The following is a 19,164-nucleotide window of genomic DNA, read 5'->3' on the forward strand; positions in this document are numbered from 1 at the left end:
GTCTGCGCCCTACACGCTGTGGAGTGTCGCGGGTGTTCTGGCGTCCTGGAGGGAATCAATCGTGACATCAATACCCGTAAGAGGAGGCAGGGCACTACCAATGAGTGTGGCAATGCTGTGGGCGACTCGTTCTCGTGGCGACTGCCCATGAGCCAACGCATTCATAGCCACCCCTTCGCAGTACGCCACCAACACATCGGCGCTTAAAGGAACAGTGAAGGAACGCAGAAGCGCGGTGATGGCGCTGCGGTGGATGTCACGGCATTCACTGACCAGGACAGCATGTTGTGGGTCACGGCCTTGGGTGATGAGGTGTTCATAGTGACCTCGAATAGCGTTGTCGTCCCCTGGCGGCAACACTGCCTCCGCAATGAGGTGCGCCACCTCATTGACGTGCGTTGGCACAGTGGTCAACGCAGATGTGGCAACCTCTGCTGCGTGCGCTGCCCACGCGCTGAACAAACGTTGGCCAGCATCAGCCAACAGTTCATCCAATGAATCAAAGTAGTATGTCGTAGCAGCAAGGGGAACCTGAGCCTCTTGAGCAACTCGACGGTGCGTAATACTCGCAGGGCCGCACGTGATGATGAGGTCACGTGCGGCAAGAATTATCGCCTCACGGCGCGCCATACCTCGGGGTTGTCGGCGCGGTTGCGTGGTCATGTCGCAACCCTACTGAGCGGTCATGTACTCGGTGTTTCCCGCAGCGATGCGCGCGTATCGATCATGTAACGGTGACACCCCGCATGCTACCGGCATGTTAACAACATGTGCCGAGCACCCAATTCCTGCCCTACAGTGAAGGGGTGAGCGCACTTCCCCAACAGGTTTCCACAACGTTCAATCCCGCCCGGTGGCGGCTCATCGAAGGGTTTGACAACCTCACCGATGTCACCTACCACCGCGGTGTGGACCGCACCGGCGACACCGAACGCGACCTCCCCGTGGTCCGTATCGCCTTCCACCGCCCCGAGGTACGCAACGCGTTCCGCCCCCACACCGTCGACGAGCTCTACCAAGTACTCGACCACGCACGCATGACATCAACCGTGGGAACAGTCCTGATCACCGGCAACGGCCCAAGCGCCAAAGACGGCGGCTGGGCATTCTGCTCCGGCGGAGACCAACGTATCCGTGGACGCGACGGCTACCGATACGTCACAGACACCAACGAACACACCGCACAAGGCATCGACCCCGCACGTGCTGGACGCCTCCACATACTTGAAGTACAACGACTCATTCGCACGATGCCTAAAGTTGTTGTCGCCCTCGTCAACGGGTGGGCAGCAGGCGGCGGACACTCACTACACGTCGTCGCCGACCTCACCATAGCGAGCCGTCAACATGCCCGCTTCAAACAAACCGACGCCAACGTGGGCTCATTCGACGGAGGCTTCGGCTCCGCCTACTTCGCCAAGCAAGTCGGGCAAAAACGAGCACGAGAAGTGTTCTTCCTCGCCCGCGAATACTCCGCCCAAGACGCCTACGACTGGGGCAGCGTCAACGACGTCGTAGACCACGATGACATCGAAGACGCCGGGCTAGAGTACGCCCGCATTATCGCCACCAAATCACCGCAAGCAATCCGAATGTTGAAGTTCTCCTTCAACCTCACTGACGACGGACTCATGGGCCAGCAAGTATTCGCAGGAGAAGCAACCCGCTTGGCATACATGACCGACGAGGCTGTTGAAGGGCGAGACGCCTTCTTAGAGCGACGCGACCCACAATGGGACGCCTTCCCGTACTACTACTAAGCGCTCTCAGTTGTGGGTATTCGCTGTCACATGGCAGCGAATCCCCCCGCCATCCACACGATGATTTCTGCGGCGAGGGCAGCACCCGCTACGGTGACGGTGCCGAGGAGGACGAAGGCAACCGACACGGCCGCTGCGCTAGGGGCTGATACTTCAGTTGGGCGAACCCAGACGAGCTCTTCGGCATCATCATCGTCTTCGATGATGTCTTCGACAGCGCGTAGTGGGCGATACCCCTTGATGGGGTGGGACGTGACGCGCCGCGCACCGTAGTTCGCTGCGTAGGGCAACGGGGAGATGTCTTCGGGGAGAGCGGTCATATATTGATGATCTCAACTTTGCCAACACCGTGCTAGTCCTGGCATACATTGACACCAAGTTGTTACTCGGTAGTGAGGCTCCCTTTACCTTTTGGTAAGAGTTCTACCCAGGTGTTTCCATGCGCCAAGGTCAACGGCTCGCCGTCTTTGGTCCACAATGTCAACGGATCGGCCATCTTCTTCTTGCGCCACGTTCCCTCAAGGACCCGACCTTGGGTTATGACCGTTGCTTTACCTTCACCCTTCAACCTGTAGTCCGGGACAACAGCATCGTTTTGGGCATTAAAACCCGAATCAAAATGCTCGGCTTCCACCACAACAACATTCACAGCAGACAGCTGATCACCAGCCGCTGAGTAGTGCGGAGCCCCACCCTCGCTACGAAGGAAAGTTTTTGACGTGCTATCCCAACGCCACGACGGCGCCGATGCGGAGGACAACCTCAGCGACAAGTTCTTGATTTTCTTGCCCTCAGTGGCAACCACAGACTTCTCATCCCCTCGCGCAAAGGCGAACTGCTCCTGGGGGGAATCGCTGTGTGAAGCATCGGCGATCTCGGCGAACTGCTCCACATTGCCATACAGGTTGTGCGGTGCGAACCTATTCGGCGAACGCCACATTGACCCAGCAGCATTGTTCTCATCAACAGGGAAGAGCTCATCGGTTTGCCGGATTTGACGTAAAATCCCAGCCTGAGCGCCGGAGAAGACAAACACCCCATCAAGTGGCGACACAATGCGGCGGTCCATGGGGCGCACACTGCGCAAAGGACCAACCTCTTTCGGGTACGTGGAATGAAACACCGCAACAAACCGCGACACGTCAAACTCCACGATGGTTTCCCACACAACATCAGCATCTTCTAGGCCGCTTTGTGGGCGTGACGCTGAGGTGTTTTCCACCTTGATTGCCACCGCAGGTCGTTGCGGCAACTTCTCAACAGGAACCCCCGTGAGCGGCCACACGATATCCAACACAGGTTCTGGAGGTGTGGTTTTGTCCATCTGAGACGGTGGCGTCACCGTCGCTGTTTCAGTGACGCCAGGCTCCGGGTCACCACTACAACCGGCCAACGTCACTGCCGCCACCAGGACACCTGCCACACTGCGCCCCCAACGTGAACGCATCGACAAAGGGCTGGGTACCACCGAAGGGCGGGCTTTGGCCTGAGTAACCACTCAACAACTCCGATACGTGATCAAGGTGTGACAGACATGTGAATCACTGCCAGTGTAGGGCGCCGACTACTCTGGAGTGGTGACATCGCGCCCAGAAACACGAATTTCCCCCGCACCACCCCACGCGTACAGCATCAAAGACATCGACCAGTTCCTCGATGATCTTCAGTCCGCACCCCGCCTCACCGTGCCCACCTCAGGATCCACCGGTACACCACTGCTCGTCGCGCTATCAGCACAGGCGCTACTCGCCTCTGTCACCGCCACTGCAACACGCCTCGGCGGGCACGGCCAATGGGTTCTCGCCCTACCCACCACGCACATCGCCGGCGTTCAAGTCCTTGCCCGAAGCGCCGTAGCTGGATACTCGCCCATTTCAGTACCCCGCGAACCTCGCTTCACCGCAGAAGCTTTCATTACCTCCACCCACCAACTCAACGCCCCGCGCACCTACACAGCGCTTGTCCCCACCCAACTCCACAAACTCCTCAACCCACCTGACCCAGCCCTCGCGAACGAAACTATCGCCGCACTACGATCCTTCGACGCGATCCTGCTTGGCGGAGCCGCAGCCCCACCCGCATTACTCGAGCAGGCAGCAACCCAAGGAATCACCCTAAAAACAACGTATGGCATGAGCGAAACAGCAGGCGGGTGCGTCTACGACGGCATCCCACTCGACGGCGTGACCATCCGCATCTCACCAACAGGGCGAATCATGATTGCCGGGCCGATGCTCGCAGATGGCTACCAGCATGCCCCCACGGCAACAGCAGAATCGTTCTACTGGGAATCTGACACCAGATGGCACGTCACCCGCGACCTCGGCACCCTGACAAATGGGCAACTCACCGTCCATGGCAGAGCCGACGACATCATCATCACCGGCGGCGTCAACGTGGCCCCTGCTGCGGTAGAACATGCCCTCACCGGGAACTTCGGCATCGGCGAAGCCTGCGTCATCGGTCTCCCTGACCCCAGGTGGGGACAACGAGTCGTCGCTGTGGTCACTGCCGCTTCTGCCCACAGCGAGATAGCCCAACGCGACATCATTCGCGCACAGATCACACGATATCTTGGAAAAGCACACGCACCTCAAGACATTCTGCTCGTGCCCAACCTTCCAGTGGGCACAACCGGGAAAGTGAGTCGTGCGCTAGTCACCGAACTGGCCACACACCTGCTGTCGGGGAACACACCGTAGCCCACGAAAGGACACGTCATGGCGAGCACGTCAGAATGGATAGCCGGGGCTCGGCCCCGCACACTACCCGCAGCAGCAGCCCCCGTTTTCATCGGAGCCGGAGCCGCAGCGCACATCGACCATTTCAATCCGCTCCTCACACTGCTGGCACTCGCCCTCGCAGTAGCACTGCAAATAGGGGTGAATTACGCCAATGACTACTCTGACGGCGTGAAAGGCACCGACCTCGACCGCGTTGGCCCACTACGCCTGACCGCAGCCGGCCTCGCCACCCCCCAAGCCGTACGCACAGCAGCCTTCACTGCGTTCGGAATCAGCGCGATCCTTGGGGTCATCATTGTCGCCCTCAGCGGGCACTGGTGGCTAATCGCTGTAGGTGTCGCATGCATCGCCGCTGCTTGGTACTACACCGGCGGTAAAAGCCCCTACGGTTACGCAGGTCTTGGCGAAGTCGGGGTTTTTGTGTTCTTTGGACTGGTCGCCACACTCGGCACCACATACATTCAAGCCGACACAATCACCTGGCCTGCCACACTTGGCGCCGTGGGAGTTGGGCTCATCGCCTGCGCCATCCTGATGGCCAACAACATCCGGGACATCCCCACCGACTTCATGAGTGGAAAACGCACTTTAGCGGTACGCCTCGGCGAATACCGCGCCCGCAAAATCTACGTTGCGATGATCTGGATTCCACTCGCCCTCGCCATTGTTACAGCGTTCTGGGCACCTTGGACACTAGCCACACTTGTTCTACTCATCCCAGCGAGCATCCTCGCGCTGTCAGTGCGGATTGGGGTACGTGGCAAACTGCTCATCCCTGTACTTGCCGCGACCGGGCTTTACGAGCTGGCCTACGGCGTCCTCTTCGGTGTGGGCCTAGCTCTCTGACCTGCCTGCAGTATCAGGGCTTTGCGTTGTTGAATCGACCCCAAGGGAATCTTCATAGTCAGCATCCAACGCTGCGGCTGGACCAAACCGTTCACCTTTGGATTTCCGCTGCTCGGCCCGCTCTTGGAGGTATCGTGCGGCATTATCGCGCGGACCGCGGAACAGCAAATAGGAGACCATCATTCCGATGATGATCGCAAGGAGCCACAGCACCGAACTACGAGCACCGGCGGCGTACAGGCCGAGGGCGCACACAATAATGGCAGCGAGACGGATAAACGTGTAGATGATCAATGGCACACCATAAGCCTAAACCGTCTAGGCTAGTTGCATGTTACGTGTCCTGCTCTTCCTCGCCATCTTTCTTTCTGCTTTGTACTGCCTCATCGACCTCATCAACGCTGATGAGCACAAGCGAGGGCACGCCCCAAAGTTCCTGTGGGCTGTGGTGATCATTCTTCTGCCGTTACTTGGCCCACTCATTTGGGTTGTTTTCACCTCTGGGCGTTCCACTGCCACATCATCGCCGGCAGGGTACTCTCCGCCCCCGTCACGCCGCGGGCGCTCTGGCCCAGTAGCACCAGATGACGACCCTGAATTTTTGTGGCGCCTCAAAAGCCAACAGCAACGCAACACCCCACGCAATGGCAAAAAGCCCTCTGACTCGTCTCAGAAAAACTCTGACACCGGATCAAGCGCATCATCACCAGATACAGGCCACAATAAAAAACCCAAGCCCGATGCTGAACCAGGTGGCGATGACAACACCACCCCTCCTGATGGTCAAGATTCCGGCGGTGGTTCAAGTGATTCTGGCGGATCCAGTGACTAAGTAAATAGTGATGGGGCCCTGACATTGTCAGGGCCCCATCACTATGCGCGTTCTTCACTAGCTTGAGACTACTGAGAGCTCGCCCCCATCAATGGCTAGCAGCATTCACCCGGTGCGCCGCTCCACGATCAAGACGGTCAGGTCGGCAACTGAGCGTAGGAGTGCAAACCTGAGAAGAGGATGTTGACACCAGTGAAGTTGAACAACACGGTGGCGTATCCAACGATCGCGAACCACGCTGCCCGGTTTCCATCCCACCCACGGGTGGTACGTGCATGCAAATATGCGGCATAGATAACCCACACAATGAATGACCACACCTCTTTGGGGTCCCAGTTCCAGGCCCGCCCCCACGCTTCACTAGCCCACACCGCCCCACCGATGATGGTGAACGTCCACATGACGAAACCAATGGCGTTGATTCGGAAAGCTAGAGCTTCCAATCGGTCAGAGGCAGGAAGGGCAACTCGCCACTTGGCACGCGTGGATTCTGTTACTTCAGCACGGTCATAGTTCGCACGCATAAGTTGGAGAACTGACAACACAAACGCCACCGTGAAGACACCCGTCGCCAGCACTGCAATTCCTACGTGAATGACAAGCCAGTAGGACTGTAGCGCTGGTTGGACACCATCAGCCTCGACGTGAAACCCACGCAAGCCAACCATCAGGAAGGTCACGGCGAGCAGGGTGACAAAAACTCCCAGGAACCGGATCTCCTTCCACAGATTCACGCCAAGAAACACCAAAACCGCGGCGAGCGTACCCGTCAACGTGAACTCATACATGTTCGCCCAAGGCACCCTGCCTGCTGCCACGCCTCGAAGGACCGTGGCCACAACATGGAAAAGCGCACCAAGGGTTGTTGTCGCCATAGCAACACCAAGCATTGTTGTGCGGCGCCCCACAAACGTTGGGCGTTCTTGGTCGCGCGCACCTTCAGCGACCTTCGATAGATCGACGGCAAACGCCACCATCGCAATCGTGTAGGCCGTTACAGTCCCCCACACGAAGTAGTCGCTCAGTTCACCGAGCTGCATGTTCTCGCCTTTCAGTTATCACACGGGCCACGTTAAATGTCGCGACTTCGCTGACGTTGAGTTACTTCACCAGTTATTGCATCGCGGACTCGGTGCAGTTCATGACCCAACCCTGAGTCCTGGCCCCTCGCCAACGCCGCCATCTCAATGTCCACTGTGGGTGGGGCGCCTGCCGGAGTTATCTCACGTACTCGAACCCACACACGGCGGCGCGGAATGAACAAACTCAAAGCCACCCCCACAAGCGCCGTGATGGAGAACAACGCCAACCACACCAAGGTGGGGTCATAGCGCACGTCAAACGCTGCGTAACGCACAACATCGTCGAACGTAATAGTGCCAAGCCCTTGCGGTAAGTCAACTGTTTGACCACGGGCTATCACCACAGGTGCGGTCGTCAACTCATTCCCAGTAACCTGGGTCATTTTGTTGGTCTGGAGTTGATACACATTTTGTGGAACACCCTCATCCAGCCCAAGGTCCCCGCGGAATAAGTCAAGAATGAGGTACGGGTCGAGCGCCTCTGGATACACGGAACGCCCAGCACCCAGCGAAAAGTCTGCGGTAGGCAGAAGGTATCCAACAAATCCCAGTTGCTCGCCCGTTGACACATCAGGAACCTTGATGACACCACGGGACGTGTATTGGGCATCTTCTGGGAGGAATGTCACCGCACCGGAAAACGCAATCTCACCAGCGGCGTCACGCACAGTAACCACTGGGGCGTGTCCGTTACCCATGAGATACACACTTGCACCGTGTGCAGACAGCGGTTCATTCACTTTGATGTCGTGTTGGCTTGCCGTGCCGTCTTCCTCCGTCAACGTCACCGAAGCGGTGAAGTCTTGTGCGGCTGAATCGGTGATTCTGAATTGGGACGTGAAGTCATCCAACGTAATGCGGAACGCAGGCATCGAATCATCAGAGAACAGTGACCCTGTTTCGAAAGTGTCGTATGACACCTGAGCGTTTACAAAGCCCCTGCCCTGCTGGACGATCGCTTGCCCACGATATTCCAGCATCTGCCCAAGCCCAAAGGACACAAGAATGCCGATCAACGACATGTGGAAAACAAGATTCCCTGCTTCCCGTAAATAGCCGCGCTCAGCAGAAAAGGAACGTTGACCTGGAGCCTCATCCACCATCGACACACGGAAACGAGGCCACAGCGATCGCCCACGCAGTGCTCGGGTGACACGCTCGCTGATCTGATCGAGATCACTATCATGAGTGCTGACCTGTTCGCGGTACTCAAACCGGGTCAACGTCGCAGGCGTTTTAGGTGGTGGTGTGCGCAACGCTTTCGCGTACACCATGGTGCGCGGAATAATGCACCCGATAAGGGAGATGAACAGCAAAATATAGATAGCGGAAAACCACGGAGAGGAATACACCTCGAAGAAACCCAAGCGATCAAGCCACGGTGCAGTGTCTGGGTTGTCTGCAACGTATTGGGCTGTGCGCACAGCATCTTGATCCCATTGGGGAAACACGGAGCCAGGAACCGCAGCAACCGCAAGCAACAGCAAGAGCAGTAGGGCCACCCGCATCGACGTCAATTGGCGCCACAAAAAACGCAGCCACCCTCCCACGCCCAGGACTGGCACGTTGAGTTCAGACATCTGCTACACCACCGTTCCCACTCCGCCAATCCACAGCGACATCTGTGTCGCCAACCAGTTCCACGCCCCTGTCACCAGAGCAAGCCCCAGAAGCACCAACATACCCCCGCCGATGCGCATGATCGCCACCCGATAGCGGCGCAACACACCCAAAATACGTTGTGAGCGTTCCAGTGCGCCGCCGATAAGGATGAAGGGCAAGCCGAGCCCAAGGCTATATGCAACAGCCAGTATTGCCCCGCGCTGCCACGTGCCCTCTGACAGGGCGAGGGCATTAATCGCAACAAGAGTTGGACCAAGACACGGAGTCCAACCTAGCCCAAAGACGAAGCCTAAAACTGGGGCGCCCCATAACCCAGCACGCGGGGCAACGTGGAGACGACGCTCCCACTGGAGGGCGGAGAACACCCCCATGAAGGCGAGGCCCATGACGATGACCACAACACCTAAGATGCGGGTAATCGTCGTGGACCACTGGTTTAGTGCTGCCCCCAACGCTCCTGTGAGGACACCTGCAGCGACAAAAACTACCGTGAAGCCAGCAACAAACAGCGCCACACCGAGGATGACTCGGCGTGAGGCTACCGGTTTCGTTGCGGTGGTGTTGGTGTCGTGTTGGCCAACTCCCTGAGCTGCTAATCCACTCACAAACCCGACATACCCCGGCACAAGTGGCACAACGCAGGGAGAGGCAAAAGATACAAGACCCGCGAGGAGCGCTACAGGGACGGCAAGCAGCATCGAACCGGAGAACGCGGTTGATGCAAAGAGATCTCCCAGTGAGGCGCTCACGCGCTCTCGTCCAGGACATCATCAATCAGCCCGTTGAGCGTTGAAGCGTCAACCTCGCCTAAAACGCGCGCTGCAACCCGTCCTTCACGGTCCAAAATCACTGTGGTAGGCACGGCTTTAACCGGCACAACCCCTGACAGAGTTGCTGTGGCAGCTCCATCGGCGTCATTGATTGACGGCCAGGTCACGCTGTGTTCCCGTTCGAAGGCCTGTGCCGTACCGGCGTCGTCATGCCGGTTGATACCTAAGAGAGTCACTCCGTCATCTGCTCTGTCAGTAGCGACTTGGAGGAGGTCATCAGCCTCTGCGCGACATGGCGGGCATGCGGCGTACCACGTGTTCAGCACAACAATGCCGCCCTGTTGTACTGAGGTATCAACTGGTTCTCCGGCGTAATCAGTGCCGGTGAGGGTGACAGGTTCACGACGTTCCTGGGGAGACCACGTCGTAATTGAACCGTCGCCGGATTGGTAGCCCTGTTGGGCGACATCGGTATTGTTGCCCGATTCTTGGGCACAACTCGATGTCACGGCCACTGACAGGGTGACCGTAAGAGCTACAAAGACATACCGTGCTGTTCGCGCTGGGGAGACCACGTGAAAACTCTCTCGCACTTGCCTGTGAAGATTCTGGAAAAGTTCCTTTACGCTCCTGCGACGCGGGATGCGCCTGGGTAAAGGTCAGCAACGGGTTCGCTGTAGACAACCTTGGCAAGTTGATCTCCGTCAAAATGAAGGGAGGTCAGCGAAGCAAGGTTGCATTCACGTTTGCGGGGGTCGTGCCACAACTTTTTGCCTTCATAGGCTTGCCGAGCGATCCAGATCGGTAGTTGGTGGCTAACGAGGAGTGCCTCGTGTCCTGCTGCAACAGTGCGAGCTGAATCAACTGCTGCGTGCATGCGACGCACTTGCTGTTTGTACGCCTCCCCCCAGGACGGGCGGAATGGGTTGATGAGGCGCGGCCAGTGCTGTGGGTGACGCAATGAGCCATCACCTACACCGAAGGTTTTGCCTTCAAAGTAGTTTTCTGCCTCGATAATTCGTTCATCAGTTGCGATCTCAAGACCAAAAGCCTGCGCGGTGGGCTGGGCTGTTTCCTGCGCGCGCTGGAGTGGAGACGCAATGACCGCGGTGATGTCGCGGCCTTCGCCGTGGAGGTGCTGCGCAACTCGTCGAGCCATCTCTTGCCCAAGTTCAGAAAGTCGGTAGTTCGGTAACCGCCCGTACAAGACTTTTTCGGGATTGTGGACTTCGCCGTGGCGCAACAAGTGGACGATGGTCGTAGACATGCCACTAGTCTGTCAAAGATTGCGGGGATTGAGTATGTCAGCAGTGGTGATCTTCGTCTGAATCCTGGCGCGCCAGCCGCGCGAACATCCGCCCAAGGACCGCGAGTTCTTCATCCGTAATGACATTGACAAGCCGTGTTCGCACTGAAGCCACGTGAATCGGGGCAGCTTGCTGCAAGACGTCACGTCCAGTAGGTGTCATGGTGCAGTTCACTCCACGCCCATCACCCGGGGTTTGGGATCGGATGACTAGCCCCCGTTCCTCAAGTCGGCGGACTGTGTGAGTGATGCGGGATCGGGATTGAGCTAGTTCATCAGCAAGTTCCGACATTCGCATTGCAGTATTTTTGCGCTCTGAGAGGCGTACGAGAATTTCGTATTCACTGAGCGAAAGGTCCGTTTGGGATTCAAGGTCCCGGGCGAGCGCATCCCATAACCTGGCGTTGCCCTCCAGGTAGCAACGCCAGTGTTGCTGCTGGTCATGGGTGAGCCAATCGGTGAATTGGGCGGTGTCAGTCATAAATCCCCCTGCACTGATGCGCGATTCGGCGCGTGCGACGTTGTCGTTTCTGTCTTCAAAATACCGGAAAACCTCGCGTCGGGTGTTTATCCCTCAGAATGCGGAGTGCCGTGATGTTTTCTTCTTCTGTGGAGTGACACAAAAGAGGACACCCCGGGGTTATGTTATTTGACGTTTCAAGTAGCGGTTGCGCTCGAGATGGTTTTTGATTAGAGTGGCGGTAAGAGTTAGTTGAAGGCTCAAATATTGAGCATTCAACCATACCGATCCATCACCTCACCAAGGAGTAACTCATGACTGCAGTTCCCACCGAACTCGCCACCGGCACCTACGTCGCCGACGCAAGCCACTCCCACGCATCATTCACCGTGCGCCACGCCGGAATCTCCAAGGTTCGCGGCTCCGTCCCCATCACCTCCGCCACCATCACTGTTGGTGAAGAAGTTGAAGCATCGTCAGTCGTTGCAGAACTCGACGCTTCCGGCATCGACACAGGCTCCGCAGACCGCGACGGTCACCTGAAGTCAGCAGACTTCTTCAACGTAGACGCCAACCCAGCGTGGACCTTCGCCTCAACCTCCGTCACCGGAACCCCTGAAGACCTCGCCGTGACCGGTGACCTCACCATCAACGGCGTGACCCAACAGGTCACCATCGACGTTGAGTACACAGGTGCAGCAACCGACCCCTTCGGTAACGCACGCGCAGCCTTCGAAGGCTCACTCGAAATCTCCCGCAAGGAATTCGGCCTAACCTGGAACGCAGCTCTCGAAGCTGGTGGCGTTCTCGTTGGTGACAAGGTCAAGATCTCCCTCGACATTTCAGCAATCAAAGGCTGATACCTCGCCGCATAGCTGATCACAACAAAAGGTCGGGTCCTCCCATCAAGAGGACCCGACCTTTTGTGTCCGCACAATGACACGGAGTAACCAGATACCCAGCACAACGAGATCGCTACAGGCTCTTTGCCGGTGGCGGCTGCACCACCCCCGGCGCAGGCGCTAGACGCGCAGGTCCCTGACGGGCGCGGAAGGCCAACATCTGCAATTCAACGCCAAGGTCCACTCCCCTGACTTCAACGCACGGTGGGACGCGCAACGCTGTAGTGGTGAAGTTCAAAATCTCGTGCACACCAGCTGCAACGGCAGCATCGGCGACTTCCTGAGCAACCTCGGAGGGAGTCGTCAACACAACGATAGAAACACCGCGGTCAACAACTGCTGCCGGCATCACATGGTCATGCTCAACGATATGGCCTGCCACCAGGCGACCCACAATATGTGGGTCAACATCAAACAAACCGCGTAAACTCAACCCTCCCCGGCCAAAGGTGGAAGACCGCGCAAGTGCTTGCCCAAGGTGTCCCATCCCCACGATGACAAAACCCACCTGCGAGCGCGAACCGAGGGTTTCCCTTATTTGTTCTCGCAGTGTGGTCAGGTCATAGCCGTAGCCGCGAACCCCGGTTGCTCCCATCACGGACATGTCTTTGCGGAACTTTGCTGGCCCGACGCCTGCGCGTTCGGCGAGGAGTGTGGAGGGTGCTTGGAAAACACTGTGGGACATCAGTGCGTCGATGACTCGCAGGTAGGCGGGGAGGCGTTGCAACGTTGAGACAGGGACGTCTCGGTTGGTGTTCACGGGCGTAACTCGGCGATCGCTCGCACGAGTCGCGGTTCGTTGATGTGCCAGAACCCTTGTTGCACGCCGGCAACTTCGACCACGGGGACGTAGTCGCCAAATGTTGCGATGAGTTGCGGTGAGTCATCAATGACGGTTTCAACCCATTCCACGCCAGCCTCGCGGCATACCCGGGCCACGATGTCCCGGGCCTCGTCGCACAGGGGGCAGGTGGTTCGCGAGTAAAGCACTACGTCGGCTGAGGGACTTGTCATAGTGTCATTCTACGGATGCGTTGGCCTCCTGCGCTTGGCGTTCGGCGTCGGTAGTGGCGATGGGCCATCCGTTGTCGTCCCAGGCGAGTTCGCGTAGCGCTAGTTGGAATTGGCCGCCAAGGTCGGCGTCGTAGTAGTGGTATGCGAGAACGTCTATTTCTCCTGAGCGGGCGACGGATTGTCCGCCTGGCCCAATCATATTTCCCGTGGTGGACAGCAGTGGGAGGCCGCCGTCCTCTGTGAGTGGGACGTCGTTAGCGTCGACGTAGGGGCCGGTGATGCTTTGGGATCGGCCAACGGCCATGTTGTAAGTGGAGTCGGTGCCTTTGCAGCAGGAGTCGCGGGAGAAAAAGAGGTAGTACCAGCCGTCACGTTGGTAGAGGAAACCAGCTTCGATAGCGTTGGGAGCGTAGCCGCGTTGGGCGATGAGTTGTGGTTCGACGCCTGAAGCTGCGAGTGGGTCGTCGGTGGTTTCTGCTTGTCCCGGGAGTTTTCCGCTTGGCCATTCCAGAGGAACGATAACAAGTCCGTCCCAGAAGGAGCCGTAGACCATCCATGGATTGCCATCAGCGTCCGCGGATATTCCTGGGTCGATGGCATTGACTGTTGAGTCTGACGTGGAGCGGAGAACTTCGCCCTGATCTTCCCATCTGTAGTTGGGGTCTTGCGGATCAAGGGTGGTGTTGGTGTAGAGCCCGATGAGTGAGGTGCTAGACCCAAACGTTGAGGCGGAGTAGTACATGTAGTAGGTGCCGTCGTGTTCCACGACTTCTGGTGCCCAAAAGTTGTCGACACCGGTGATGATTTCTCGTGCCCAGTAGGGTTCGTCTGCTGCTGTCCAGGCTGGCCCGAGGTCTTCCCAGGTGGTTCCTTGGTCTTCTGAGCGGCGTACTTGGGGTGAGCCTAGTCCAATCGCTCCGTTGCCGGTGGAGTAGACGTACCATACGTCATCGTTGGTGTCGGGGGTCCCGGCGTCGTCGATGATGAGGGATGGGTCGTGTGCGTCGAGTGACCCGTTGACTTCGAGGGCTGTGGCGGTTGGTGTGTCGTTTTGGGTGTTTGCACACCCGCTGGTGAGGGCGAGTAGCGCCAACATTGTGGTTGCGATGATCTGGCGGTGTGCCACAGCGACTCCTTGCGTGGTGTTCCGGCTGCACGGGGTGTAGACCTCACCCGTGCAGCCGGAAGTTTTTAGTGGGATAGGGCGATGTGTGACCAGGAGATTGCGGGCAGTTCGATCACGAGTTCGTGACCGTCGATGCGTGCGGTCTTGTTTGCCGTGGGGACGACGGTGGTGTCGTCGTCTGCGGTGGCTTGCCAAGTGTGGTCGTCGTGGTGGTAGGTCACCGCTTGGACGGAGCTGATGTTGTTCTCGGCGAACCCAGAAAGTGCGCGTAGGTCTACGCGGAGTTCTGTTGCTTCTTCTGGCGCACGGTTCACCACAAACAGGTTGGTGGTCCCGGTGTCGGTGTCGCGGGTGGCGACGGCATCAATGGCTTTGACGTCACCAAAGCGGGTGGTGGTCATTGTTGGTGCGTCGATGCCTACTTGCAGGACGTCGCCGGTTGCGTTAGCAGCGGTGATGGCAAAGGGGTGGAACGTTGTTTGGCGGTAGGCTCGCCCGCCTTTTTCGGTCATGATGGGCGCGATCACGTTGACCAGTTGTGCGAGGGATGCTGAGGCTACTCGGTCGGTGTGGCGGAGCAGGGAGATCAGCAGGTTCCCGACAACCACTGCATCGGCGACGTTGTAGTGGTCTTCGAGGAGTTTGGGTGCAACTGGCCAGTCGTCACCGGTTGGCGGGACGGATTCGGCACGGTCCATGTACCAGACGTTCCACTCATCAAAAGAGATGTTGATGCGTTTGTCAGACTTTTTGACGGCACGCACGTAGTCTGCGGCTGCGGTTACTGAGTCGATGAAGTGGTCCATGTTGACTGCTGAGGCGAGGAAGGAGTTGAGGTCTCCGTCTTTTTCCCAGTAGTAGGCGTGGGCGGAGATCATGTCGACGTAGTCGTAGGCCTCTTCGAGGACGGTCGCTTCCCAGCGCCCAAAGGTTGGCATGTCGGACGCGGAGGATCCGCACACAATGAGTTCGATGCTGGGGTCAATCATCCGCATGGCACGGGCTGTTTCGGTGGCGAGGCGGGCGTATTCGTGTTCGGTTTTGTGCCCGATCTGCCAAGGGCCGTCCATTTCGTTGCCGAGGCACCACATTTTGATGCGGTAGGGCTCTTCGTGTCCGTTTGCACGGCGGAGGTCTGACCAGTAGGTGCCGCTGGGGACGTTGCAGTATTCGAGGAGGTCGAGTGCTTCTTGGACTCCGCGGGTACCGAGGTTGACGGCCATCATGGGTTCTACACCTGCTTTGGCACACCATGTCATGTATTCGTCGACCCCAACGTGGTTGGGGTCTGAGGAGTGCCAGGCGAGGTCGAGGCGGGTGGGGCGTTTTTCTACTGGGCCGATGCCGTCTTCCCAGCGGTACCCGGACACGAAGTTCCCTCCGGGGTAGCGTACGGAGGTTGCTCCAAGTTCGCGGGTCAGGGCCAGAACGTCGGTGCGGAATCCGTCGTCGTCAGCTTCTGGGTGTTCGGGCTCAAAGATACCTTCGTAAACGCACCGGCCAAGGTGTTCAACAAAGGCACCAAAGGTGCGTGGGCGGACGGGGCCAACTGTGAATGCTGGGTCTAGGTGGAGGCGTGCGGTTGCCATGGTGTTCTCCTCGGTGAGATGCGGGGCGGGGGTACAAGACGTTTGGGTGTGTCGTGGTTGCGGTGGTGATTAGACCGTGTTTACGTCGGTGTCACCGGTGTCTAGCCGCAGATGCACCACACTGTGTGGTGCAAGCTCAAGGACGATGTGCGGGTACGGGTGTTGTTCGTTGCCTGGGTTGACGGTGAATGTTTCACCGCTCCATATGTCTACCGCTGTGGCCTGTGGAGAGGCAGGAATATCTGCTAGGTCGATGACAGCGGTGTGGGAGTTATCTGCGAGGTTAAACACTGCAACGTGGCACAGTTTCGCCTGCGGTGGAGTGGCCCACACCCGGATGTCACCTTCATGGAGGATGCAGTGCGCTGCGATGCCTTGGCGGTAGTGCTCTAAAAGGTCAGCGTTGGTGAGGAGCTCGATGGTTTGGGGACTTGATGTTGGTAGATCCCCCCCCATCATCAGCGGTGATTGGGCCAGCGTCCAGGCGCTCATCAGGACCTGTTGTTCGCTGTGGGTGAGCCGGGAATCGCGGGGTTCTCCACGCTCGGCTCGAATCCCGATGCGCCCTAGTGGGAGCATGTCTGCGTCTGCCCAAGCACCTGGGGTTTGGTGTGGCGCCCATAGGGCAAGGCGGTCCAGTTGGGCGGTGAGGTCTTCCCAACGGTCCCAGAGGTCATCGCTGATGCGCCACATCGTGCTGTGGGCGGCTAGGTGGGGTTGGCGACGTAGTGATACTCGGGTGCCTGGTGACAAGGAGAGGGTGATGTCCGTGCCGTGTGCAGCGGCGGCGCGTTTGATTGCGGCGTGGATCATCTCGATGTCGCGAGCATGGTAGGGCGCGAGCATGTCATCAACTTTGAGAAAGTCCACTCCCCAACGGGCGAGTTGGTCGATGAGTGCGTCATACCAGTCTTGCGCCCCGGGGTGCTCAGTGTTCACACCGACGTTATCGCTGTTCCAGGGGCACGTTGAGGCTGGATTCGCCACGTCTGCGGCATGCCAGGTTGATCCGGCAATAGGAAGGTTGTCCCGTACTGCCTGACGGGGAATACCGCGCATGAGGTGCACACCGAACCGCAATCCCAGCTGGTGGATCTGTTTGGCGATTGCGGTAAAACCAGTGTTGTGGCCTGCAGCGTTCAGTGCGGAGGGGAACCGTTCGGGGACGGGAAGTTGGCGCCCGTTGGCGTCAAGGAGAAGTGTGGCGTTGTCGTTGTAGCCTCCGGCACGGGCGTTTGGTTCATACCACTGAATGTCACAGACGACGGTGTCCCACCCGTGTTCAGCTAAGTGCTGAGCCATAAACTGCGCGTTGGCGAGAAGTTCCGTCTCGGTGACGGTTGTGCCGTAACAGTCCCAGGAGTTCCAACCCATGGGTGGGCGTGCGTGCCCCATCTCCAGCTCCCTTGCTGTGTGGCGGTATTTACAGTGCGGTGTCGCATTCCAACACCTCGCTTCTACAACGATGTAGAAAGTTTACCGCCACCCCCCGGGGGAACGTCAACACCGCAACCAGGCCTTTTTCTGTCGAGTGCCTGCGAGGTGAAACGGCGATGCTTCTTCTGCGAAGGTCACAGTTCTTCATCGATGTAAAATTGCCTGCGTCACACTCTTGACGTTCCCGGAGTTCTCGTGCAAGGTTATCTACATCGATGTAGAACTGATGAATCGATGACGATTCACGGCAGAAGCGGACGCAGAATACTCTGTACTCACCCACCGCGCTCTGCCCAGAAGTACTCACTCTAGGAAGGACTCGTGATGAAGAAGTCACGCCTCATCCATGTTGGCGCCGCATTTTTGACGGCAACACTGGCTTTGACCGCCTGTGCAGGTGGTGGAAACGCCGATGATGACAGCAAGAAACTAACCTTTATGTTCCGTGGCGGCGAAGACGAAAAGAAGGCCTACGAGGCTGTCATCGCCCAATACGAAAAAGACACTGGCGTCGACGTTGAGGTCATTGTTACCACCGCAGATGACTACTCCACCAAGCTCAAAGCGACCATTACAGGCCGCCAAGTCCCTGACGTCTTCTACATTGCCCCTGGTGAAGTTCAGTCGTTTGTGAACTCTGGTGTAATCATGGATATCACCGAGCACGTTGAGGGCTCTGACGTTGTCAACCTCGACAACATCTGGCAGTACGGAGTGGACTCCTACCGCTACGACGGCACCGTCCAAGGCCAAGGCGCCATTTACGCCATGCCCAAGGACGTTGGCCCCTTCTCCATGGGTTACAACAAAACCATGTTCGAAGAGGCTGGGATAGATATCCCTGACCCAGACCAGCCTTACACCTGGGACGAATGGTTGGACATTGCCAAAAAACTCACCAAAGACAACGATGGTGACGGCGAACTCGACCAGTGGGGCACCGGCCTGAACATCACCTGGAACCTGCAATCCTTCGTCTGGTCAAACGGCGGGGACTGGCTCTCAGAAGACGGCAAAACCGTCACTGTAGACACCCCTGAATTTGCTGAAGCGCTGCAGTTCATGGCAGATGTTGAAAACAAGCACGGCGTCACCCCCTCCACCGCACAAGCCCAGACTCTGGACACCTACCAGCGCTGGATGAAGGGCGAAATCGGGTTCTTCCCCGTTGGGCCATGGGACGTTTCGACCTACCAGACCCTCGACTTTGACTGGGACCTCATGCCTTACCCAGTTGGCTCCACCGGTGAGCCAGCAACCTGGATCGGCACCTTGGGAATTGCTGCCTCAGCAACCACGGAACACCCAGACGAGGCCATTGACCTCCTGCTTTACCTGACCGCCAACGAAGAAGGTCAGCAAGCACTGGTTGACGCCAACATTCAGATCCCTAACCTCATTGATGTTGCTGAGGAATGGGCAGCTGAAGAAGGCGCTGTTCCAGCGAACCGCAAAGAGTTCCTCGACGTTGTCCAGACCTACGGCCGGGCACTGCCTGCTAACCGGACATACAACGGTGAATGGTACGACGAGTTGTTCACCAACATTCAACCGGTTCTTGATGGGGACATGACCGCTGAGGAATATCTCAAGGAAGCACAACCAAAAATGCAGTCCTTCCTCGACGCAGCAAACGCCGACGCTGAGATGTCAAGCGTCAACTAATCATCATC

At 57.9% G+C, this 19,164-nt stretch carries 21 protein-coding genes; 6 read left to right on the forward strand and 15 right to left on the reverse strand.

The annotated features are described in order from the left end of the window. Positions 1–9 precede the first annotated feature (9 nt). Positions 10–663: a TetR/AcrR family transcriptional regulator gene (locus G538_RS17350; protein ID WP_157544380.1), complete on the reverse strand. Its 654-nt coding sequence runs from the start codon at positions 661–663 to the stop codon at positions 10–12. A gap of 143 nt (positions 664–806) precedes the next feature. Between G538_RS17350 and G538_RS0108575 the strand changes: the two genes are divergently transcribed. After that, positions 807–1,760, forward strand: coding sequence for a 1,4-dihydroxy-2-naphthoyl-CoA synthase (locus G538_RS0108575; protein WP_029069004.1), 954 nt, complete (start codon positions 807–809; stop codon positions 1,758–1,760). A 26-nt stretch (positions 1,761–1,786) separates the two neighbouring features. Here the strand turns inward: G538_RS0108575 and G538_RS0108580 are convergent, their stop codons facing one another. Beyond that, positions 1,787–2,080, reverse strand: a complete 294-nt coding sequence (locus G538_RS0108580; RefSeq protein ID WP_029069005.1) for a hypothetical protein — start codon at positions 2,078–2,080, stop codon at positions 1,787–1,789. Positions 2,081–2,142: 62 nt separating this feature from the next. Then, positions 2,143–3,207 carry a DUF3048 domain-containing protein gene (locus tag G538_RS15865; RefSeq protein WP_035833890.1) on the reverse strand — a complete coding sequence of 355 codons (1,065 nt, stop codon included), beginning with the start codon at positions 3,205–3,207 and terminating at the stop codon, positions 2,143–2,145. A 130-nt stretch (positions 3,208–3,337) separates the two neighbouring features. Here G538_RS15865 and G538_RS15870 point away from each other — a divergent pair, with 130 nt between their 5' ends. Both G538_RS15870 and G538_RS0108595 read left to right on the forward strand, forming a co-directional pair. Further along, positions 3,338–4,462: an AMP-binding protein gene (locus tag G538_RS15870; protein ID WP_051196795.1), complete on the forward strand. Its 1,125-nt coding sequence runs from the start codon at positions 3,338–3,340 to the stop codon at positions 4,460–4,462. A gap of 18 nt (positions 4,463–4,480) precedes the next feature. Beyond that, on the forward strand, positions 4,481–5,350 hold the full coding sequence (locus G538_RS0108595) for a 1,4-dihydroxy-2-naphthoate polyprenyltransferase (protein WP_029069006.1): 870 nt from the start codon (positions 4,481–4,483) through the stop codon (positions 5,348–5,350). Here the strand turns inward: G538_RS0108595 and G538_RS0108600 are convergent. Further along, the gene (locus tag G538_RS0108600) at positions 5,339–5,650 is read right to left on the reverse strand and encodes a DUF4229 domain-containing protein (protein WP_084618246.1); all 312 of its coding nucleotides are present in this window, start codon (positions 5,648–5,650) and stop codon (positions 5,339–5,341) included. The two genes, G538_RS0108595 and G538_RS0108600, sit on opposite strands and share 12 nt — an antisense overlap. A 31-nt stretch (positions 5,651–5,681) precedes the next feature. Between G538_RS0108600 and G538_RS17355 the strand changes: the two genes are divergently transcribed. Continuing rightward, a complete protein-coding gene (locus tag G538_RS17355; protein WP_051196797.1) occupies positions 5,682–6,182 on the forward strand; it encodes a PLDc N-terminal domain-containing protein in 501 nt (166 codons plus the stop codon). 137 nt (positions 6,183–6,319) lie between these two features. Here G538_RS17355 and ccsB read toward each other — a convergent pair whose 3' ends face one another. From ccsB to G538_RS0108635, 6 genes are read right to left on the reverse strand one after another with little or no spacing between them, the layout of a single operon-like run. After that, a complete protein-coding gene (ccsB, locus tag G538_RS0108610; protein ID WP_029069008.1) occupies positions 6,320–7,222 on the reverse strand; it encodes a c-type cytochrome biogenesis protein CcsB in 903 nt (300 codons plus the stop codon). Between the two features lie 32 nt (positions 7,223–7,254). Further along, a complete protein-coding gene (gene resB, locus G538_RS15880) occupies positions 7,255–8,844 on the reverse strand; it encodes a cytochrome c biogenesis protein ResB (protein ID WP_051196800.1) in 1,590 nt (529 codons plus the stop codon). A 3-nt stretch (positions 8,845–8,847) separates the two neighbouring features. Next, on the reverse strand, positions 8,848–9,585 hold the full coding sequence (locus tag G538_RS15885; protein ID WP_084618286.1) for a cytochrome c biogenesis CcdA family protein: 738 nt from the start codon (positions 9,583–9,585) through the stop codon (positions 8,848–8,850). A gap of 47 nt (positions 9,586–9,632) precedes the next feature. After that, positions 9,633–10,232: a TlpA family protein disulfide reductase gene (locus G538_RS0108625; protein ID WP_425402187.1), complete on the reverse strand. Its 600-nt coding sequence runs from the start codon at positions 10,230–10,232 to the stop codon at positions 9,633–9,635. A 47-nt stretch (positions 10,233–10,279) separates the two neighbouring features. Next, positions 10,280–10,924: a histidine phosphatase family protein gene (locus G538_RS0108630; protein WP_029069010.1), complete on the reverse strand. Its 645-nt coding sequence runs from the start codon at positions 10,922–10,924 to the stop codon at positions 10,280–10,282. A gap of 37 nt (positions 10,925–10,961) precedes the next feature. Beyond that, entirely contained in the window at positions 10,962–11,444 is a 483-nt protein-coding gene (locus G538_RS0108635) for a MarR family winged helix-turn-helix transcriptional regulator (protein WP_029069011.1), read from the reverse strand. A gap of 293 nt (positions 11,445–11,737) precedes the next feature. Here G538_RS0108635 and G538_RS0108640 point away from each other — a divergent pair, with 293 nt between their 5' ends. Beyond that, the gene (locus tag G538_RS0108640; protein WP_029069012.1) at positions 11,738–12,283 is read left to right on the forward strand and encodes a YceI family protein; all 546 of its coding nucleotides are present in this window, start codon (positions 11,738–11,740) and stop codon (positions 12,281–12,283) included. A 115-nt stretch (positions 12,284–12,398) separates the two neighbouring features. Here the strand turns inward: G538_RS0108640 and G538_RS15890 are convergent, their stop codons facing one another. The 5 genes from G538_RS15890 to G538_RS0108665 all read right to left on the reverse strand — a co-directional run bounded on the left by G538_RS15890 (position 12,399) and on the right by G538_RS0108665 (position 17,449). Beyond that, positions 12,399–13,085: a redox-sensing transcriptional repressor Rex gene (locus G538_RS15890; protein ID WP_051196802.1), complete on the reverse strand. Its 687-nt coding sequence runs from the start codon at positions 13,083–13,085 to the stop codon at positions 12,399–12,401. Then, on the reverse strand, positions 13,082–13,339 hold the full coding sequence (locus G538_RS0108650; protein ID WP_029069013.1) for a glutaredoxin family protein: 258 nt from the start codon (positions 13,337–13,339) through the stop codon (positions 13,082–13,084). Before G538_RS0108650 ends, G538_RS15890 begins: the two co-directional genes overlap by 4 nt. 4 nt (positions 13,340–13,343) lie before the next feature. Continuing rightward, complete coding sequence (locus G538_RS15895; RefSeq protein ID WP_157544382.1) at positions 13,344–14,465, reverse strand: arabinan endo-1,5-alpha-L-arabinosidase; 1,122 nt, start codon at positions 14,463–14,465, stop codon at positions 13,344–13,346. 65 nt (positions 14,466–14,530) lie between these two features. Continuing rightward, the gene (arfA, locus tag G538_RS0108660) at positions 14,531–16,054 is read right to left on the reverse strand and encodes an arabinosylfuranosidase ArfA (RefSeq protein WP_029069014.1); all 1,524 of its coding nucleotides are present in this window, start codon (positions 16,052–16,054) and stop codon (positions 14,531–14,533) included. A 69-nt stretch (positions 16,055–16,123) separates the two neighbouring features. Continuing rightward, positions 16,124–17,449: a glycoside hydrolase family 27 protein gene (locus G538_RS0108665; RefSeq protein WP_029069015.1), complete on the reverse strand. Its 1,326-nt coding sequence runs from the start codon at positions 17,447–17,449 to the stop codon at positions 16,124–16,126. Between the two features lie 366 nt (positions 17,450–17,815). Here G538_RS0108665 and G538_RS0108670 point away from each other — a divergent pair, with 366 nt between their 5' ends. After that, complete coding sequence (locus G538_RS0108670; protein ID WP_029069016.1) at positions 17,816–19,156, forward strand: ABC transporter substrate-binding protein; 1,341 nt, start codon at positions 17,816–17,818, stop codon at positions 19,154–19,156. The last annotated feature ends 8 nt before the right edge of the window (positions 19,157–19,164 follow it).

Source organism: Jonesia quinghaiensis DSM 15701, assembly GCF_000423205.1.
In the GTDB taxonomy this organism is placed as follows: domain Bacteria; phylum Actinomycetota; class Actinomycetes; order Actinomycetales; family Cellulomonadaceae; genus Jonesia; species Jonesia quinghaiensis.

Bases quoted from the DNA above. Each gene is read 5' to 3' on its own strand.
- G538_RS17350 (WP_157544380.1), bottom strand. From the start codon at position 663: ATGACCACGCAACCGCGCCGACAACCCCGAGGTATGGCGCGCCGTGAG.
- G538_RS0108580 (WP_029069005.1), bottom strand. From the start codon at position 2,080: ATGACCGCTCTCCCCGAAGACATCTCCCCGTTGCCCTACGCAGCGAAC.
- G538_RS15865 (WP_035833890.1), bottom strand. From the start codon at position 3,207: ATGCGTTCACGTTGGGGGCGCAGTGTGGCAGGTGTCCTGGTGGCGGCA.
- G538_RS0108595 (WP_029069006.1), top strand. From the start codon at position 4,481: ATGGCGAGCACGTCAGAATGGATAGCCGGGGCTCGGCCCCGCACACTA.
- G538_RS17355 (WP_051196797.1), top strand. From the start codon at position 5,682: ATGTTACGTGTCCTGCTCTTCCTCGCCATCTTTCTTTCTGCTTTGTAC.
- ccsB (WP_029069008.1), bottom strand. From the start codon at position 7,222: ATGCAGCTCGGTGAACTGAGCGACTACTTCGTGTGGGGGACTGTAACG.
- resB (WP_051196800.1), bottom strand. From the start codon at position 8,844: ATGTCTGAACTCAACGTGCCAGTCCTGGGCGTGGGAGGGTGGCTGCGT.
- G538_RS15885 (WP_084618286.1), bottom strand. From the start codon at position 9,585: ATGCTGCTTGCCGTCCCTGTAGCGCTCCTCGCGGGTCTTGTATCTTTT.
- G538_RS0108630 (WP_029069010.1), bottom strand. From the start codon at position 10,924: ATGTCTACGACCATCGTCCACTTGTTGCGCCACGGCGAAGTCCACAAT.
- G538_RS0108635 (WP_029069011.1), bottom strand. From the start codon at position 11,444: ATGACTGACACCGCCCAATTCACCGATTGGCTCACCCATGACCAGCAG.
- G538_RS0108640 (WP_029069012.1), top strand. From the start codon at position 11,738: ATGACTGCAGTTCCCACCGAACTCGCCACCGGCACCTACGTCGCCGAC.
- G538_RS0108650 (WP_029069013.1), bottom strand. From the start codon at position 13,339: ATGACAAGTCCCTCAGCCGACGTAGTGCTTTACTCGCGAACCACCTGC.
- arfA (WP_029069014.1), bottom strand. From the start codon at position 16,054: ATGGCAACCGCACGCCTCCACCTAGACCCAGCATTCACAGTTGGCCCC.
- G538_RS0108665 (WP_029069015.1), bottom strand. From the start codon at position 17,449: ATGGGGCACGCACGCCCACCCATGGGTTGGAACTCCTGGGACTGTTAC.
- G538_RS0108670 (WP_029069016.1), top strand. From the start codon at position 17,816: ATGAAGAAGTCACGCCTCATCCATGTTGGCGCCGCATTTTTGACGGCA.